Source organism: Streptomyces sp. NBC_01689 (genome assembly GCF_036250675.1).
GTDB lineage: Bacteria > Actinomycetota > Actinomycetes > Streptomycetales > Streptomycetaceae > Streptomyces.
The window spans coordinates 3,185,959-3,203,608 of the sequence record NZ_CP109592.1 but is presented as its reverse complement, the minus strand read 5'-3'; the positions used below and the strand labels follow the sequence as shown (position 1 = coordinate 3,203,608).

The following is a 17,650-nucleotide window of genomic DNA, read 5'->3' as shown; positions in this document are numbered from 1 at the left end:
GCGGAGCCCGGGGCCGTGGTGGGCCCGCACCGGTGGGCCGGTGGGCGAGGGGCGAGCGGTGTGGTCAGCAGGCGATCGGGATCGGCGTCCGTGGCAGCTCCCGCACGGCCACCACGTCCATGCGGGCCGGGGAACCGAGCGCCGAGCCGCAGCTCTCCGGGCGTGGCGGCAGCGAGGCGCCCTGCGCGACGACGACCCGCCACATGCGGCCGTCGGTGTGGGAGACGGTCACCTCCCAGCGCGGTACCGCCCCCTGGATGCGCAGGACCTGGAAGGCGCCCGCCGCGTGCTCTCCGGTGGCCTTGCGCACGGCCAGTTCGGCCGCCTGTCCGGGGCGTTCCCAGGCGGAGCCGCCCCGGCAGCCGTCGGTGACGATGCGCCCCTCCCGGACACCCTGGAGGATCTCCTTCACGGAGTGGGCCGCGGCCCGTCCGTACGCGTAGCCGTACGGCAGGACGAGCAGGGTGGGCGAGAACCGGTGACCACCCAGGTGGGTGACCTCCCAGGCGCCCTTCACCCCTGAGGACGCGAGCTCGGCGGCGAGGGGCCGGCCCAGGAGGGCGCAGCAGCGGTCGCGCTTTCCGTTGGTGCAGACGAGCGCGAGCGGATCACCCCGGTGCGGGCGCCCTCGCAGCACGGTGTCGAAGGTCCGCGGATCACCCGCGCCGAGGGCGGTGAGGTCCAGGTCGAGCAACTGCTCGGGAGTGCGGGTCGTGGCGCTGTGCAGCCAGGCGTTCCCTGGAGTGGTGTGGGCCGCGTACACATGGCGCTCGGCGGGTGTGCCACTGTCCGCGTGCCGTCCGGGGCGCCGGATGAGCGCGATGCGCACGCCGGTGCCCGCGGCGGCCGCTTCGAGGGCACGCCCGATCGCGGGGTCCAGGTGGCTCGAAGTGAGCGCCTGGGCCCCCCAGGGGCCGGGCTGCTCGAGCAGCAGCCAGGTCCTCGCGGTGGCCGCGGTCCCCGCGAGGGGCTCGTCGAAGTCGCGGGACGCGGTGGTGCACCTACTCACAGAGGTGAGCCTAACCTGACTTCGACCAGGTCGACTTCCGCCCTAGGGCCAGGGTGGCCTCCGGCCGTCCGGACGGGGCGCACTCCGGGGCGCGTTCGGCGCGCGAAGGGGCTCAGGGGGCGCATTCGGGGAGCGGCTGTGGTGGACGCAGACCCACGTACCGGCCGCTGGGCCGCATCCGCAGCGGTGGTTCGCCGTACTCCTCCAGGGCGTGGGCGATCCACCCCGCCGTCCGGGCGACGGCGAAGAGCGTCTCGGCGGCGGAGGCGGACATGCCGGACGAGACCGTGAACACGGCCAGCGCAAGATCGACGTTGGCGTGCAGGGGGGTGTGACGGGCGGTGGTGGTCACGACGTCCCGCGCGGCGGCCAGGGCCGGAGCCGCGTCGGGCATCTCCTCCAGGAGCGCGAACAGGGTACGCGCGCGCGGGTCCTCGCCGGGGTAGAGCCGGTGGCCGAGACCGGGGACACGGCGTCCGGCGCGCAGTTCGTCGGCGACCACCGGTGCCGCGGTGCCGTGGTCCAGCACGTCGAGGAGCAGCCGGTGGGCCAGGCCGCCGGCCGCGCCGTGGAGAGGGCCTTCGAGGACGCCCAGGCCCGCGGAGACGGCGGCGTACGGGTGCGCCCGGGCCGACGCGGCGACCCGTACCGCGAGGGTCGAGGCGGCCAGGTCGTGGTCGGCGAGCAGGCCGAGTGCCGTGTCCAGTACGCGCAGTGACGCCTTGTCGGGAGTCCGTCCGGTGAGGCGCGGCCACAGGCGGTGGGCCAGCGGGCCCTCGTCGCGGTGGTCGTGCCGCTTCGCGGGAAGGGCGGCCACGAGAGTGGGGACGAGGGCGCGCGCCGAGCCGAGGACGGCGCTCTCCGACAGGTCGAAGCGCAGCGGGTCGACGGCCGAGGCGGCGATCGCGGCGACGCGCAGCCGGTCCGTCGGGCCGCTGTGCTCGGGCAGTGCCTCGACCGCCCGGCGGGCGGCGTCGACGGCCGGTCGCGGAGCGGTGAACGTGACGCCGGGGCACAGCCGTCCGGTCCACAGCCACTCCGCCACCTCCTCGTAGGAGTGGTCCGTGGCGAGCCGGGTCGCGTCGACGCCACGGTAGTAGTACCGGCCCTCATCGATCAGGGTGATGCGGGTACGTACGGACAGCTCGCCGACGTCCGCCGAACTTCCGCCGGAGTCACGCCTGTTGCGACGGGCGAGGGCCTCCACCTCGGCGGCGTCGAAGCTGCTGCCCCGGCCGCCGGGGTCGCGACGGCTGCTGAGCTGGCCGCGGCTCACGTAGGCGTACACGGTCTCCGCCTTCACGCCGAGCAGGTCGGCGGTCTCCCTGGTGCTGAGCCGCCGGCCCGCGAGCGCCGGCGTCCCCGGTTCCTGATCCGTCATGGACGACACCGTACCCATGGATAGACACATTGATCTAGTCAATATTGACAGCGATCGAGTCAAGCATGGACAGTCGAATCAAGTCCAGGGAGGAACGCATGTCGAACAACCGGGCCGCCACCGCCATCACTTCCACCGCCGACGTCAGCCCTGCCGTCGCTGCCGCCGCCGCCCCCGCCGCCGACCTGCCGCGCGGTCTCGCCGGCGTCGTCGTCACCGAGACCGCGCTGGGTGACGTCAGGGGACTGGAGGGCTTCTACCACTACCGCCAGTACTCGGCCGTCGAGCTCGCCCGCACCCGTGGCTTCGAGGACGTCTGGCATCTGCTGGTCCACGGCGAACTGCCGGACCCGGCGCGGTCCGCCGCCTTCGCCGCGCGGATCGCGCCGCTGCGCCGGCTCCCGCAGGAGGTACGGGCCGCGCTGCCCGCGATCGCGGCGGCGACCGGCTCCGCCGGACCGCTCGCCGGCCTGCGGAGCGCGCTGTCGCTGCTGGGGGCGGCGTCGGGATTCCGGCCGCTGTACGACATCGACGCGGACCGGCGCCGGGCGGACACGCTCGCCGCGTGCGCGGCCGTACCGACACTGCTCACCGCGCTGTACCGGCTCGGGAAGGGCCTGGAGCCGGTGGAGCCGCGCGAGGACCTCCCGTACGCCGCGAACTACCTGTACATGGTGATGGGTTCGGAGCCGGACGCGGTGCGGGCGCGGGCGGTCGAGCAGTACCTGATCTCCACCATCGACCACGGGTTCAACGCGTCGACGTTCACGGCCCGGGTGATCGCGTCGACGGGGGCGGACGTGGCGGCCTGCCTGGTGGGCGCCGTGGGCGCGCTGTCGGGGCCGCTGCACGGGGGCGCGCCGAGCCGTGCCCTGGACACCCTGGACGCGATCGGCACCGTCGAGCGCGTCGACCCGTGGATCCGTGCGCGGGTCCTCGCCGGGGAGCGCATCATGGGCTTCGGGCACGCCGTCTACCGCACCGAGGACCCGCGCTCCCGGATGCTCCGTGGCATCGCGCAGGAGTTCGGCGGCCCCCTGGCCGACTTCGCCGTCGAGGTCGAACACCGGGTGGAGGCGATCCTGGCCGAACTGAAGCCCGGACGCGCACTCCACACCAACGTGGAGTTCTACGCGGGTGTGGTCATGGAACTGTGCGGCCTGCCGCGCGAGATGTTCACCCCCACCTTCGCGGCGGCCCGGACCGTCGGCTGGAGCGCGAACATCCTGGAACAGGCGGAGGACTCGAAGATCATCCGCCCGGCGGCGCGGTATGTGGGACCGGTGGCGCCGGTACCGGTGCCACCGGCGGCGGAAGCGCGCGCGGCGCACTGACGGTCGGTGCGCGCCCGTGACACATGGAGGGCCCGGCATCGGGGTGATGCCGGGCCTGGCGTCGGGCCGAGGTGCGGGATCCCGACCGCGGATCAGCCGCGCTCAGGTCCCGACGGTGACGACGTCACACGTCGGGGATGTCCTTCTTCGCGCGGAGCAGCGTCTCGCGCGTGATGATGACGATCCGCTCGTAGTCGGCTCGTGCGGCGTCGGGCGGGAGCTCGGGGTCGAGTTCCTGGGTGGCCTCGGTCCCGATGACGGCGAACCGGCCGTCACTGAGCTCGAAGATGTCGGGGCACGATTGACCAGTGGCGCTGCCGCGCTCGCGTGGCGTTGCTCCGACACGTCGCACGATCTTCACGGATAGGTACCAACCTTGTGGCTCGAAGCGATGGGCGAGCTCCGAGCGGTGGGGTCCCCGGAGCATGAGGACTCCGAGCGGTGATGTTCCTCGGAGGACGACGTCTCCGAGCGCGGGGGTGGTTCGTCGGAGCGCCCGGAGACCGGGCAAGGACACCGGGCAGGCGACAATTTATCGGTTCCTGTTGCCCCTGGTGCGCAAAGCAACAACTAGCAGTCGAGTGACATGAGGCAAGTCCGCTTGACGGCGTACGGCATTGGGGTGATAGCGGCACATCAGGAACACCCGTACCGCGCGGAGACGTCGGTCCCGGCTCGGCCGGCGCACGCCACATCAGAGATTACCGGTCGGCGCCGGGAACTACTCGGGCCCGTCATCCGGTTCACCCACGACCCACCACTCGTCGGTGTCGGAGTCGTCCTGATCCTGGATCAGGCTGTCCATCATCCGGCCCAGTCCGGCCTCCTCCGAGGCCTCGGGCAGGCTCTTGCGATGATGTTCCGTGGCCTCCCAGTAGGCCCGGAAGATCTGGTTCTGGCACATGATGCGGAAGTGCCCGTGGAGTTCCGCGCGCGTCAGGGCCCCGATCCGGTGGAAGTACAGGGCGTTGATGTACAGGGCGTTCGCGAAGAGGTACTGACGCTGCTCCTCGTCGGTGATCTCCGTCTCGTACGTGTTGAGGACCGCGGCGAGAGCGGGATCGTCCATGGCCTTGCACAACAGGTCGAAGTGGAGCCGGTGCTGCTCGGTGAGGACGGCCCGCCTGCGCGGCCGTGTCCTCCGTGCCGTGACGGTACCGGCCGCGGCGGTGAGCCTGGCCCAGGCGTCCGAGCCGAACCTCCGTACCGCGGAGTTCCGTGTGGCCATGTCAACCCCCGAATCAGGCGACCGTTCCGCCGGTCGTCGGTTGTGGGGCGACAGGGAGCGGACCGGCGAGCGTGGGCGGCGCGCTTGCCGTCTCCCAGTCTTGCCGAGCGGCTCTGATCGGCGGGGAGGCGGAGAGGAGGCGCACGGAGGGAAGTGACGGTTGCGCGTACCGGCGCCATGCCCAACGTGTGCCCCGCGAGCGCCGCTAACAATCGTTCACTTCGGGGCGATTCCTCCCACTCGTATCCTGGGACGACAGCCATTCCCCGTACGAGCGCCGGTCCACGAGCCGTCATCGTCGGAGAGCCGGTTCACGAGCCGGCGCACGCGTCGGTGTGAAAGAGGTCGCCCGTTGAGCCAGCCCAGCCCCCAGCAGGTACCGTCCGCCGCCGACGGGCTGCCTCCGGCCGGTGACCGGCAGATTCCCGTCATCGTTCTCGCGGGTTTCCTCGGCTCCGGCAAGACCACCCTGCTCAACCACCTCCTGCACCACAGCGGAGGCAGCCGTATCGGCGCCGTCGTCAACGACTTCGGGGCGATCGAGATCGACGCGATGGCGGTGGCCGGAGCGCTCGGGGACTCCACCGTGTCGCTCGGGAACGGCTGCCTGTGCTGCGCGGTCGACGCCAGTGAACTCGACGGCTATCTGGAACGGCTCACCCGGCCCTCGACCGGTATCGACGTCGTCGTCATCGAGGCGAGCGGCCTCGCCGAGCCCCAGGAACTCGTGCGGATGGTGCTCGCCGGGGAGAATCCGAGGATCGTCTACGGCGGACTCGTCGAGGTCGTCGACGCGGTCGAGTTCGACCGCACGCGGGAGAGGCATCCCGAGATCGACCGGCATCTCGCCCTCGCCGACCTCGTCGTCGTCAACAAGACCGACCGCGCCGACGACGCCGAGCGGGTGCTGCGCACCGTACGGGAGCTGGTGGACCGCGCCGCGGTGGTGCCCGCCGCGCACGGCCGTGTCGACCCCGAGCTGCTCTTCGACCGCAGGCCGGACCGGGAGCGTGTCGGACAGCTCTCCTTCGACGACCTGCACACGCACGAGGAGACCGGCCCCGAGGACGGCCATGCCGGACATCTGCACGCGGCCTACGAATCCGTCTCCTTCACCTCCGAGGTCCCGCTCTCCCCACGGCGGTTGATGGAGTTCCTGGACAGCAGGCCGGAGGGCCTCTACCGCATCAAGGGCTACGTCGACTTCGGTGTCCACGACCGCCGCAACCGCTATGCCGTGCACGCCGTCGGACCGTTCCTGCGGTTCCGTCCGGAGCCCTGGCCCGCGGGCTCCGGGAGCGGAGGCCCGGGGGCGGCCGGCGGGCGCCGCACCCAGCTCGTACTGATCGGCTCAGGCGTCGACACCGCCGCCCTCGGCAAGGAACTGGCGGCATGCGAGGAGGACGCCCCGCACGCCGACGAACACAGCATGTGGGGCGTCCTGCGCTACGTACAGGAACGGAGTCCGGAGGGCTGATCCGGCGCTACACCGGACCCGCCACCACCGACACCGGCCTCGCCAGCGACACGCCCGAGCCGTCGCGGCGCGGGTCCATCTCCGGCAGCTCGGCCGGGGTGCCGTTCTTCTGCGCGGCCCGGGCCGGAGCCGCGCCCGCCCAGGCCAGCGACAGGCAGTCCTCGCCCTTCAGGAACCGCTGGCAGCGCACGCCACCCGTGGCGCGGCCCTTGCGCGGGTACTGGTCGAACGGGGTCACCTTGGCCGTGGTCTGGACGGAGTCGTCCAGCGTGCCGCGCGAGCCGGCCACGGTGAAGACCACCGCGTCCACCGCGGGGTCGACCGCGGTGAAGGAGATGACCTTCGCCCCGTCGGTCAGCTTGATGCCCGCCATCCCGCCCGCCGCCCTGCCCTGCGGGCGCACCTGGGAGGCCTGGTAGCGCAGCAACTGGGCGTCGTCGGCGACGAAGACCAGGTCCTCCTCGCCGGTGCGCAGCTCGACCGCGCCGACGATCCGGTCGCCGTCCCTGAGGGTGATGACCTCCAACTCCTCCTTGTTCAGGGGGTAGTCGGGGACCACACGCTTCACGACGCCCTGCTCGGTGCCGAGTGCCAGACCGGGCGACGACTCGTCGAGCGTCGTGAGACAGACGACCGTCTCGTCCGGCTCCAGGGACGGCAGGAACTCGGAGATCGGCGCGCCCCCGGAGAGGTTGGGCGCGGACGCGGTCTCCGGCAGCTGCGGAAGGTCGATCACGTTCAGCCGGAGCAGCCGGCCCGAGGAGATGACCACCCCGATCTCACCGCGGGCCGTCGCCTGCACCGCGGAGACGATCAGATCGTGCTTGGTGCGCTTGGTTTCCTGCGCGTCGGCGAAGGGATCGCCGTTCGCCGTGCGGGCGAGCAGGCCCGTCGAGGACAGCAGCACCCGGCACGGGTCGTCCGCCACCTGGAGCGGAACCGTCGCCGTGGAGGAACCGGCCGACTCCAGGAGCACCGTGCGCCGGTCGGTGCCGAACTTCTTGGCGACCGCGGCCAGTTCGGTGGAGACCAGCTTGCGCAGCTCGGAGTCCGACTCCAGGATCCCGGTCAGCTCGTCGATCTCGCCGTTGAGCCGGTCGCGCTCCGACTCCAGCTCGATGCGGTCGAACCGGGTGAGGCGGCGCAGCGGGGTGTCCAGGATGTACTGCGTCTGGACCTCGGAGAGCGAGAACCGCTCGATCAGGCGCTCCTTGGCCTGCGCCGAGTTCTCGCTGGACCGGATCAGACGGATGACCTCGTCGATGTCGATCAGCGCGACGAGGAGGCCCTCGACCAGGTGCAGCCGGTCGCGCTTCTTGCCCCGGCGGAACTCGCTGCGCCGGCGCACGACCTCGAAGCGGTGGTCGAGATAGACCTCCAGCAGCTCCTTGAGGCCCAGGGTGAGGGGCTGGCCGTCGACCAGGGCCACGTTGTTGATGCCGAAGGACTCCTCCATCGGCGTCAGCTTGTAGAGCTGCTCCAGGACCGCCTCCGGCACGAAGCCGTTCTTGATCTCGATGACCAGGCGGAGGCCGTGGGCGCGGTCGGTGAGGTCCTTCACGTCGGCGATGCCCTGCAGCTTCTTGGAGCCGACCAGGTCCTTGATCTTGGCGATCACCTTCTCCGGACCGACGGTGAAGGGCAGTTCGGTGACGACGAGACCCTTGCGGCGCGCCGTCACGTCCTCCACCGACACCGTGGCGCGGATCTTGAAGGTGCCGCGGCCCGACTCGTAGGCGTCCCTGATCCCGGAGAGGCCGACGATCCGGCCGCCGGTGGGCAGGTCCGGGCCCGGGACGTGCTTCATCAGCGTCTCGAGGTCGGCACCCGGGTAGCGGATGAGGTGCCGGGCGGCCGCGACGACCTCGCCGAGGTTGTGCGGCGGCATGTTGGTCGCCATGCCGACGGCGATTCCCGACGAGCCGTTGACCAGGAGGTTCGGGTACGCCGCGGGCAGGACGCCGGGCTCCTGCTCCTGGCCGTCGTAGTTCGGCGCGAAATCGACCGTGTCCTCGTCGATGGACTCGGTCATCAGCGACGTGGCGTCGGCCATCCGGCACTCGGTGTACCGCATGGCGGCCGGCGGGTCGTCGTTGCCGAGTGAGCCGAAGTTGCCGTGGCCGTCGACCAGCGGCAGGCGCATGGAGAACGGCTGGGCCAGCCGCACCAGGGCGTCGTAGATCGACGCGTCGCCGTGCGGGTGGAGCTTGCCCATCACCTCGCCGACGACACGCGCGCACTTCACATAGCCGCGGTCCGGGCGCAACCCCATCTCGTTCATCTGGTAGACGATGCGCCGATGCACGGGCTTGAGGCCGTCACGGGCGTCCGGCAGGGCTCGCGAGTAGATGACCGAGTACGCGTATTCGAGGAAGGAGCCCTGCATCTCGTCCACGACGTCGATGTCGAGGATCTTCTCCTCGTACGAGTCGTCGGGCGGCGGGGTCTTCGTGCTGCGGCGGGCCATCGCTGCTGCGGCTCCTTCACAGTCTCTGCCGGGGCATGAACGGGATCTGACGCGCACCATTGTGGACCGCCCCGCTGACAACGCGGACCGCGACCCGTCCGTAGGGGCCTCGCGGGGGCCCTTTCCGCCCGCTCCCGGGGCGCGGGAGCACGGCCCCGCGCCGCAGGTGAGTCTCGCTCTCGGCGTACGGGGCGCGGGAACTTCGCCACCCGTCGGCACGCTTGCATACAGTGGCAGGACCGACAGGAATTCTGCAGTTTCCGCGATCGAAGGGACGTACATGCCCATGGGTCACACGGCCACAGCTGAGACAGGCTCCGGCGGCCTGACAGCGACCGAGCACCGCCTGGCCAACGGCCTGCGCGTGGTGCTCTCCGAGGACCACCTGACCCCGGTCGCGGCGGTGTGCCTCTGGTACGACGTCGGCTCGCGCCACGAGGTCAAGGGCCGTACCGGACTCGCTCACCTCTTCGAGCACCTGATGTTCCAGGGATCGGGTCAGGTGAAGGGCAACGGCCACTTCGAGCTGGTGCAGGGCGCCGGCGGCTCCCTGAACGGGACCACCAGCTTCGAGCGCACCAACTACTTCGAGACGATGCCGGCCCACCAGCTGGAGCTCGCCCTCTGGCTGGAGGCGGACCGGATGGGCTCGCTGCTCGCCGCGCTCGACGACGAGTCCATGGAGAACCAGCGGGACGTCGTCAAGAACGAGCGCAGGCAGCGCTACGACAACGTGCCCTACGGCACCGCCTTCGAGAAGCTGACCGCGCTCGCGTACCCCGAGGGCCACCCGTACCACCACACCCCGATCGGATCGATGGCGGACCTGGACGCGGCGACCCTGGAGGACGCCCGCGCCTTCTTCCGCACCTACTACGCGCCCAACAACGCGGTGCTCTCGGTCGTCGGGGACATCGACCCCGAGCAGACGCTCGCCTGGATCGAGAAGTACTTCGGCTCCATCCCGGGGCACGACGGAAAGCCCGCCCCGCGTGACGGTTCGCTGCCCGAGACCATCGGTGAGCAGCTGCGCGAGGTCGTCGAGGAAGAGGTCCCGGCGCGCGCCCTGATGGCCGCCTACCGGCTCCCCGAGGACGGCACGCGCGCGTCCGACGCGGCCGACCTCGCCCTGACCGTCCTCGGCGGCGGCGAGTCGTCCCGGCTCTACAACCGGCTCGTACGCCGCGACCGCACCGCCGTCGCGGCCGGGTTCGGCCTGCTGCGGCTCGCCGGGGCGCCCTCCCTGGGCTGGCTGGACGTGAAGACCTCGGGCGACGTCGAGGTCCCGGTCATCGAGGCCGCCGTGGACGAGGAGCTCGCCCGGTTCGCCGAGGAGGGCCCCACGGCCGAGGAGATGGAGCGCGCCCAGGCCCAGTTGGAGCGCGAGTGGCTGGACCGGCTCGGCACGGTCGCGGGCCGCGCCGACGAACTGTGCCGGTACGCGGTCCTGTTCGGCGATCCGCTGCTCGCCCTGACGGCCGTCGGACGCATCCTCGACGTCACCGCCGAGGAGGTCCAGGAGGTCGCCAAGGCCCGCCTGCGCCCCGACAACCGCGCGGTGCTCGTCTACGAACCGCTCGCCGCCGAAGCAGACGAAGCCACCGACGCCGCTGACGAGACCGACGAGGAGGCGGCGAAGTGACCGAGCTCGCCACCATGGACTTCCACCCGCAGCCCCAGGCCGGCCGGCCCAAGCCCTGGGCCTTCCCCGCTCCCGAGCGCGGCACGCTGGACAACGGCCTGACGCTGCTGCACTGCGACCGCCCCGGCCAGCAGGTCGTCGCCGTCGAGGTGCTGCTCGCCGCGCCCCTGGACGCCGAGCCCGCCGGTCTCGACGGGATCGCCACGATCATGGCGCGCGCGTTCTCGGAGGGCACCGACAAGCTCTCCGCCGAGGAGTTCGCCGCCGAGCTGGAGCGGTGCGGCGCCACCCTCGACGCGCACGCGGACCACCCCGGTGTCCGCCTCTCCCTCGAAGTGCCCGTCTCGCGGCTCCCCAAGGCACTCGGTCTGCTCGCCGACGCCCTGCGGGCACCGGCGTTCGCCGAGAGCGAGATCGAGCGGCTGGTGCGCAACCGGCTCGACGAGATCCCGCACGAGAGCGCCAACCCGGCCCGCCGCGCGGCCAAGGAGCTCTCCAGGGAGCTGTTCCCGGCCGGCTCGCGGATGTCCCGTCCCCGGCAGGGCACGGAGGAGACCGTCCAGAAGATCGACGCGGCGGGTGTCCGCGCCTTCTACGACCGGCACGTGCGGCCGGCGACGTCCACCGCCGTCATCGTCGGCGACCTCACCGGCGTGGACCTCGACGGGCTGCTCGCCGAGACGCTCGGCGCCTGGACCGGTTCCACCGGCGAACCGCGCCCGGTGCCGCCGGTCACCGCCGACGACACCGGACGGGTGGTCATCGTGGACCGCCCCGGCGCGGTCCAGACGCAGTTGCTGATCGGCCGGGTCGGCTCGGACCGGCACGACCGGGTGTGGCCGGCCCAGGTGCTCGGCACGTACTGCCTCGGCGGCACCCTCACCTCGCGGCTGGACCGGGTGCTGCGCGAGGAGAAGGGCTACACCTACGGGGTGCGGGCGTTCGGCCAGGTGATGCGTTCCGCCCCGGACGGCACGGGCATCGCGATGCTCGCCATCAGCGGTTCCGTGGACACCCCGAACACCGGGCCGGCGCTGGACGACCTCTGGAAGGTGCTGCGCACCCTCGCCGCGGACGGTCTGACGGACGCCGAACGGGACGTCGCCGTGCAGAACCTCGTGGGTGTGGCGCCTCTCAAGTTCGAGACCGCCGCGGCCGTCGCGGGCACGCTCGCCGACCAGGTCGAGCAGTACCTGCCCGACGACTACCAGGCGACGCTGTATCAGCAGCTCGCCGCGACCGGCACGGTGGAGGCCACCGCGGCCGCGGTGAACGCCTTCCCGGTGGACCGTCTGGTCACCGTCCTGGTGGGCGACGCCGCGCAGATCGAGGAGCCCGTCAAGGACCTCGGCATCGGTGAAGTGACCGTCGTGGCCGCTGAGTAGCGGCGCGGCACGAGGCGCGGCGGACGACGCGACTCCAGGGGCCCGGGTGACCGAAGAGTCACCCGGGCCCCCTTTTGCCCCGACAACACCCTCCATTTGTCCGTATTGGCAGGGAGGTTGCCTTTACGCCCTGTGGCATGCACTACAAAAACCGTGTTCCGTTTGTCGATCGAAAGACGGCCCCCTTAGCGTCGGTCCGGCTGTTCGTCAGGCAGTGCGCCGCGTCCGCGGCACCGGACAGTCATCGCCGAGTCCCCGTACGGCGCGAGCCAGGGGAGCCGGGGACCCGTACGCAGTCCCTGGGGTGAATCGGGCCTCCTCCCCGTGAGGACTTCCGTAGGAGACCTTCCTGCTCCGAACCCGTCAGCTAACCCGGTAGGCGAGAGGGAAGGAAAGGACCGAGCCCCTACATGGCGTTCACCTGTGGCCCCGGGAAACACCGTCGGCCGAGCCGCGTGAAGCGCACCACCTCGAACGCCGTCGGCGTCGCGGCGCTCACCACCACCGGTGTCATCGGCACCCTGGCCGCTCCGGCCCTGGCCGCGGACAGCTCCGTCGAGCAGACCGGGCTGACCCAGGCCGTCACCATGGGCGACACCGTCGCCGTCCAGATCGACGCGCAGGCCGCCGCGCAGCAGCGGGCCGCCGACGAGGCCGCGGCCCGCCGGAAGGCCGAACAGGCCGCGCGCAAGCGGGCCGTCGAGGAGGCGAAGAAGGAGCGCGAGGCCAAGGAGCGCGCCGCCCGCGCCGCCGAGCGCAAGCGTCTCAACACCTTCGTCCTGCCGATCCCCGGCTCGTACGTCTCCACGGGCTACAAGGCCGGCGGCAGCCTCTGGTCCTCCGGCAGTCACACCGGTGTCGACTTCCACGCCGCGTCCGGCACCCCGGTTCACGCGGTCGGCGCGGGCACGGTGGTCACGGCGGGCTGGGGCGGCGCCTACGGCAACCAGATCGTCCTGCGGATGCACGACGGCACGTACACGATGTACGGCCACCTGTCGTCCATCGAGGTCTCCGTCGGCCAGACCGTCACGCCCGGCGGCCGGCTGGGCCTCTCCGGTGCCACCGGGAACACCACCGGCCCGCACCTCCACTTCGAGGCGCGCACCACGGCGGAGTACGGCTCCGACATCGACCCGGTCGCCTACCTCCGCTCGCACGGCGTGAACGTCTGACCCGTCGCGCCCGTACGGCCGACGCCCGGCGTCCGTGCGTCCGGCATGCCCCCGCTGTCCGTACCACCGGCGCGAGGCGTCCGTACGTTCACACGTCCGGTGTCCGTACGTCCGAAGCCCCGGCTCGCCCGAGCCGGGGCTTCGGCGTTTCGAACTGCTGTCTGTCCAAAAAATATCCATGATTCCGGCCCGCCGTCGGAAATTCCGGTCCGCTGCAATAGAGTCGCCGAAAGAGCGTCGATCGACCGCGTTTCGCGGGGATTAAGGCGGAGGTCCGGTCATGCGCATTCCCGCGCACTCGGTATGCACGGCGATCCGCGACGACATCGTCGCGGGTGTCTACGAGCGCGGCGGCCGGCTCACCGAGGAACTGCTCGCGCGCCGCTACGGCGTCTCGCGCGTCCCGGTGCGCGAGGCGCTGCGCACCCTGGAGGCCGAGGGGTTCGTCGTCACCCGCCGGCACGCGGGCGCGTGTGTGGCGGAGCCCACCGAGCAGGAGGCCGCGGACCTGCTGGAGATGCGCATGCTGCTGGAGCCGCTGGGCGCCTTCCGGGCCGCCCAGCGGCGCACCGAGGCCCACCTCAAGGTGCTGCGTGGCCTGGTCAGGCTGGGCCAGGAGCGCTCCAGGAAGGGCAACAGCGAGGATCTGCGCTCCCTGGGCGGCTGGTTCCACGAGACGCTCGCACAGGCCTCCGGGAGCCCCGCGCTCACCTCCACGCTGGCCCAGCTGCGGCACAAGATCGCCTGGATGTACACGGTCGAGGCGCCCGCCGACCCGGTGGAGTCCTGGGCCGAGCACGGCGGCATCGTGGACGCGGTGGCGCGCGGCGACGGCGAACGGGCCCGGGCCGTCACGGTGCTGCACACCGAGCGCGCCACGGCCGCGCACCGGCTCAGGTTCCCCGGCGGGGGAGAGCGCCCGGACCGTGTGAGGACTTCGCAACATCCCGTAAACATGACGGGCCTGCGTCATTAACACGGGGGCCGTATACAAAGAGAGGTAATTCGCGGGAGATTATTTCTGCTGCCCGGAATACGGAAAAGCGAAGGGCCCGCCCATTGATTTCGGGCGGGCCCTTCGCTCAGTGTGCGGGGTGTTTTCCTCCGGTGTGGAGGTCTTTTCCGCCGCACGGAGGAGGAATCCCGGGTGGGGTGCCTCAGACGGTCTCGGGGAGTTCCTCGAGACCCTCGGCGACCAGCTTGGCCAGCCGGTCGAGAGCGGCGTCCGCTCCCTCGGCCTCCGAGGCCAGGACGATCTCCTCGCCGCCCTGGGCGCCCAGGCCCAGGACCGCGAGCATGGAAGCCGCGTTGACGGGGTTGCCGTCCGCCTTGGCGATCGTCACGGGGATGCCGGAGGCCGTGGCCGCCCGGACGAAGATGGAGGCGGGACGGGCGTGGAGGCCCTCGGCCCAGCCGACGTTGACGCGGCGCTCAGCCATGTGATGCTGCCCTTCAGGGGTTCAGGGTTGTCTAGACCAGTGTTCCATAGAGTGAAGCGCGCCCGGAGCGGGTGTCCCACCCGTCCCGGACCCGGCTTCGGACCCCGGCCTGGATCCGAATCCGCTGCCCCTAGCCTGCCTCGCGCCGCTGTCGGACGCGAGCCGTACTCTGGGGCCCATGCAGACCTCGTCGGACCGGCACGAGTACCCCTCCCACTGGGAGGCCGACGTGGTGCTGCGCGACGGGGGAACGGCCCGCGTCAGGCCCATCACCGTCGACGACGCCGAGCGCCTGGTCAGTTTCTACGAGCAGGTCTCGGACGAGTCGAAGTACTACCGGTTCTTCGCGCCCTACCCGCGACTGTCCGCCAAGGACGTCCGCCGCTTCACGCACCACGACTTCGTGGACAGGGTGGGCCTCGCGGCGACCATCGGCGGCGAGTTCATCGCCACCGTCCGGTACGACCGCATCGGCCCCGGCGGCCTGCCGGCCTCCGCGCCCGCCGACGAGGCCGAGGTCGCCTTCCTCGTCCAGGACGCACACCAGGGCCGCGGTGTCGCCTCGGCCCTGCTCGAACACATCGCCGCGGTGGCCAGGGAGCGGGACATCCGCCGGTTCGCCGCCGAGGTGCTGCCCGCCAACACCAAGATGATCAAGGTGTTCACCGACGCCGGGTACCAGCAGAAGCGGCACTTCGAGGACGGTGTCGTACGCCTGGAGTTCGACCTCGAACCCACCGACCGCTCCCTCGCCGTCCAGCGCGCACGCGAGCAGCGCGCCGAGGCCCGGTCCGTGCAACGTCTGCTCGCACCCGGCTCGGTCGCCGTGATCGGCGCCGGACGCACGGCCGGCGGGGTGGGCCGCAGCGTCCTCGCCAACCTCCGCGCGGCCGGCTTCACGGGGCGGCTGTACGCGGTGAACAAGTCGCTCGGGGAGAAGGAGCTCGACGGGGTCCCCGCGCACCGCTCCGTCCGCGACATCGGCGAGCACGTCGACCTCGCGGTCGTCGCCGTGCCCGCGCCGTACGTCCCCGAGGTCGTCGCCGAGTGCGGCGAGCACGGCGTGCAGGGCCTCGTCGTCGTCTCGGCCGGCTACGCCGAGAGCGGTCCCGGGGGGCGCGAACGCCAGCGGGAACTGGTCCGCCAGGCCCGCACGTACGGCATGCGGATCATCGGCCCGAACACCTTCGGGATCATCAACACCGCCCCCGGCGTACGCCTCAACGCCTCCCTGGCACCGGAGATGCCCCGCCCCGGACGGATCGGCCTGTTCGCGCAGTCCGGGGCCATCGGCATCGCCCTGCTGTCCCGGCTGCACCGGCGCGGCGGCGGTGTCACCGGCGTGACCGGCGTGTCCACGTTCGTCTCCACCGGCAACCGCGCGGACGTGTCCGGCAACGACGTCCTCCAGTACTGGTACGACGACCCGGACACCGACGTCGCCCTGATGTACCTCGAATCCATCGGCAACCCGCGCAAGTTCACCCGGCTGGCGCGCCGGACGGCGGCGGCGAAGCCGCTGGTCGTGGTGCAGGGCGCACGGCACGCGGCGGCCCCGCAGGGGCACGCGGTCCGGGCCACTCGGCTGCCGCACGCCACCGTCTCCGCGCTGCTCCGGCAGGCCGGCGTGATCCGGGTCGACACGATCACCGAGCTGGTCGACGCGGGCCTCCTGCTGGCGCGCCAGCCGCTTCCGCCCGGCCCCCGGGTGGCGATCCTCGGGAACTCCGAGTCGCTGGGACTGCTGACCTTCGACGCCTGCCTCGCGGAGGGACTGCGGCCGCTGCCGCCGCTGGACCTGACCACGGAGGCCTCGGCGGAGGACTTCCACCGGGCACTGGCCCGCGCCCTGGCCGACGACAGGTGCGACGCCGTCGTGGTGACGGCCATCCCCGCGGTGGGGGAGACCTCCGTGGCGGACGCGGCCCTGGCCGGGGCGCTGCGCTCGGCCTCGGCATCGGCCCCGGCCAAGCCGGTGCTGGTGGCGCACGTGGAGCTCGGCGGACTCGCCGAGGCACTGTCGGCCGCCGCCAGCACGGCCCCGCAGACCGGCCCCGGCGGCCCCGCGGCCGCCGCCCCGCCCGGAGCGCACCCCGCACCCGTCGGACGGCGGGACCCGGACGGGCCCTCCGCCGACGCCCCCGACGAGACGCGCCTCATCCCCGCCTACCCCGCCGCCGAGCGTGCCGTCCGCGCGCTCGCCGAGGCCGTGAAGTACGCCCAGTGGCGACGGGAGGCGGCCGAGCCCGGCAAGGTGCCCGAGTACGAGGACGTCGACGAGAGGGGCGCCGCCGAACAGATCGACGCGCTCCTCTCCCGGGGCACCGGGCTGACCCTCGGCCCCGAGGACACCTGCGCGCTGCTCGGGCGGTACGGCGTCGACGTACGCCGGGCGCTGCCCGCGCCGACGCCCGACGAGGCCGCCGCGGCAGCGCGCACCCTCGGCTACCCCGTGGCCCTCAAGACCACCGCCCCGCACCTGCGCCACCGCGCCGACCTCGGCGGCGTCCGCCTGGACCTGGCGGACGAGGAGCAACTGCGCAGGGCGTACGGAGAGTTGACCGAGCTCTTCGGGACCCCGGAGGAGCTGCGGCCGGTCGTGCAGGCCATGGCACCGCGCGGGGTGGACACGGTCGTACGGGCCGTCATCGACCCCGCGGCGGGCGCGGTGCTGTCGTTCGGCCTGGCCGGAGCCGCCTCGGAGCTGCTGGGGGACACCGGGCACCGTCTGATCCCGGTCACCGACCGGGACGCGGCCTCGCTGGTCCGGTCGATCCGGACGGCCCCGCTCCTGTTCGGCTGGCGCGGCTCGGCCCCCGTCGACACCGCGGCCCTCGAAGAGGTGATGCTGCGGGTGTCGCGCCTGGTGGACGATCATCCGGAGGTCGTCGGGGTCTCCCTGGAGCCGGTGGTGGTCGCCCCGCGCGGGCTGACCGTGCTCGGCGCCACCGTCCGGCTGGCCCGCGCCCCCCTCCGTGACGACCTCGGCCCCCGGACGCTGCCCGTCGTCTGACCGGCGGCGCGGTGCCCCACCGGCGCCGTCCCGGGTCCGGTTCCGATCCGTCCACGACAGAGACCCACGAGCGGTGCCTCGCAGTCAGTGGGCCCCCGTA

Annotated in this window: 13 protein-coding genes and 1 riboswitch; of the genes, 7 read left to right on the top strand and 6 right to left on the bottom strand. The window is 72.2% G+C overall.

The annotated features are described in order from the left end of the window. Nucleotides 1-64: 64 nt before the first annotated feature. Nucleotides 65-1,009: a sucrase ferredoxin gene (locus OG776_RS13450; RefSeq protein WP_148010881.1), complete on the bottom strand. Its 945-nt coding sequence runs from the start codon at nt 1,007-1,009 to the stop codon at nt 65-67. Nucleotides 1,010-1,121: 112 nt separating this feature from the next. Then, nucleotides 1,122-2,390 (bottom strand): citrate synthase family protein, encoded by a 1,269-nt coding sequence (locus OG776_RS13445; protein WP_329320816.1) that lies wholly within the window; start codon nt 2,388-2,390, stop codon nt 1,122-1,124. Nucleotides 2,391-2,455: 65 nt separating this feature from the next. Between OG776_RS13445 and OG776_RS13440 the strand changes: the two genes are divergently transcribed. Further along, complete coding sequence (locus tag OG776_RS13440; protein WP_187285719.1) at nt 2,456-3,724, top strand: citrate synthase; 1,269 nt, start codon at nt 2,456-2,458, stop codon at nt 3,722-3,724. A gap of 124 nt (nt 3,725-3,848) precedes the next feature. On the opposite strand, the gene OG776_RS13435 is transcribed toward OG776_RS13440, so the two are convergent. Beyond that, on the bottom strand, nt 3,849-4,085 hold the full coding sequence (locus OG776_RS13435) for a hypothetical protein (protein ID WP_148010883.1): 237 nt from the start codon (nt 4,083-4,085) through the stop codon (nt 3,849-3,851). 360 nt (nt 4,086-4,445) lie between these two features. Next, nucleotides 4,446-4,952, bottom strand: a complete 507-nt coding sequence (locus tag OG776_RS13430) for a DUF6082 family protein (RefSeq protein WP_148010884.1) — start codon at nt 4,950-4,952, stop codon at nt 4,446-4,448. Between the two features lie 397 nt (nt 4,953-5,349). Here OG776_RS13430 and OG776_RS13425 point away from each other — a divergent pair, with 397 nt between their 5' ends. Then, nucleotides 5,350-6,429: a CobW family GTP-binding protein gene (locus OG776_RS13425; protein WP_148011089.1), complete on the top strand. Its 1,080-nt coding sequence runs from the start codon at nt 5,350-5,352 to the stop codon at nt 6,427-6,429. Between the two features lie 7 nt (nt 6,430-6,436). Here the strand turns inward: OG776_RS13425 and OG776_RS13420 are convergent, their stop codons facing one another. Next, nucleotides 6,437-8,896 (bottom strand): DNA gyrase/topoisomerase IV subunit A, encoded by a 2,460-nt coding sequence (locus OG776_RS13420; protein WP_329320813.1) that lies wholly within the window; start codon nt 8,894-8,896, stop codon nt 6,437-6,439. A gap of 280 nt (nt 8,897-9,176) precedes the next feature. Between OG776_RS13420 and OG776_RS13415 the strand changes: the two genes are divergently transcribed. The 4 genes from OG776_RS13415 to OG776_RS13400 all read left to right on the top strand — a co-directional run bounded on the left by OG776_RS13415 (nt 9,177) and on the right by OG776_RS13400 (nt 14,074). Further along, complete coding sequence (locus OG776_RS13415) at nt 9,177-10,538, top strand: M16 family metallopeptidase (RefSeq protein ID WP_148010886.1); 1,362 nt, start codon at nt 9,177-9,179, stop codon at nt 10,536-10,538. Next, a complete protein-coding gene (locus OG776_RS13410) occupies nt 10,535-11,923 on the top strand; it encodes a M16 family metallopeptidase (RefSeq protein WP_148010887.1) in 1,389 nt (462 codons plus the stop codon). The genes OG776_RS13415 and OG776_RS13410 overlap by 4 nt, the downstream gene beginning before the upstream one ends. A 235-nt stretch (nt 11,924-12,158) precedes the next feature. Then, nucleotides 12,159-12,320, top strand: a riboswitch (cyclic di-AMP (ydaO/yuaA leader). Nucleotides 12,321-12,333: 13 nt separating this feature from the next. Further along, on the top strand, nt 12,334-13,098 hold the full coding sequence (locus tag OG776_RS13405) for a M23 family metallopeptidase (RefSeq protein WP_148010888.1): 765 nt from the start codon (nt 12,334-12,336) through the stop codon (nt 13,096-13,098). A gap of 280 nt (nt 13,099-13,378) precedes the next feature. Continuing rightward, nucleotides 13,379-14,074, top strand: coding sequence for a GntR family transcriptional regulator (locus OG776_RS13400; RefSeq protein WP_148010889.1), 696 nt, complete (start codon nt 13,379-13,381; stop codon nt 14,072-14,074). 181 nt (nt 14,075-14,255) lie between these two features. Here OG776_RS13400 and OG776_RS13395 read toward each other — a convergent pair whose 3' ends face one another. Beyond that, nucleotides 14,256-14,537, bottom strand: coding sequence for an HPr family phosphocarrier protein (locus tag OG776_RS13395; protein WP_148010890.1), 282 nt, complete (start codon nt 14,535-14,537; stop codon nt 14,256-14,258). Between the two features lie 178 nt (nt 14,538-14,715). Between OG776_RS13395 and OG776_RS13390 the strand changes: the two genes are divergently transcribed. Continuing rightward, nucleotides 14,716-17,550, top strand: coding sequence for a bifunctional acetate--CoA ligase family protein/GNAT family N-acetyltransferase (locus OG776_RS13390; RefSeq protein WP_329320808.1), 2,835 nt, complete (start codon nt 14,716-14,718; stop codon nt 17,548-17,550). Nucleotides 17,551-17,650: the final 100 nt, after the last annotated feature.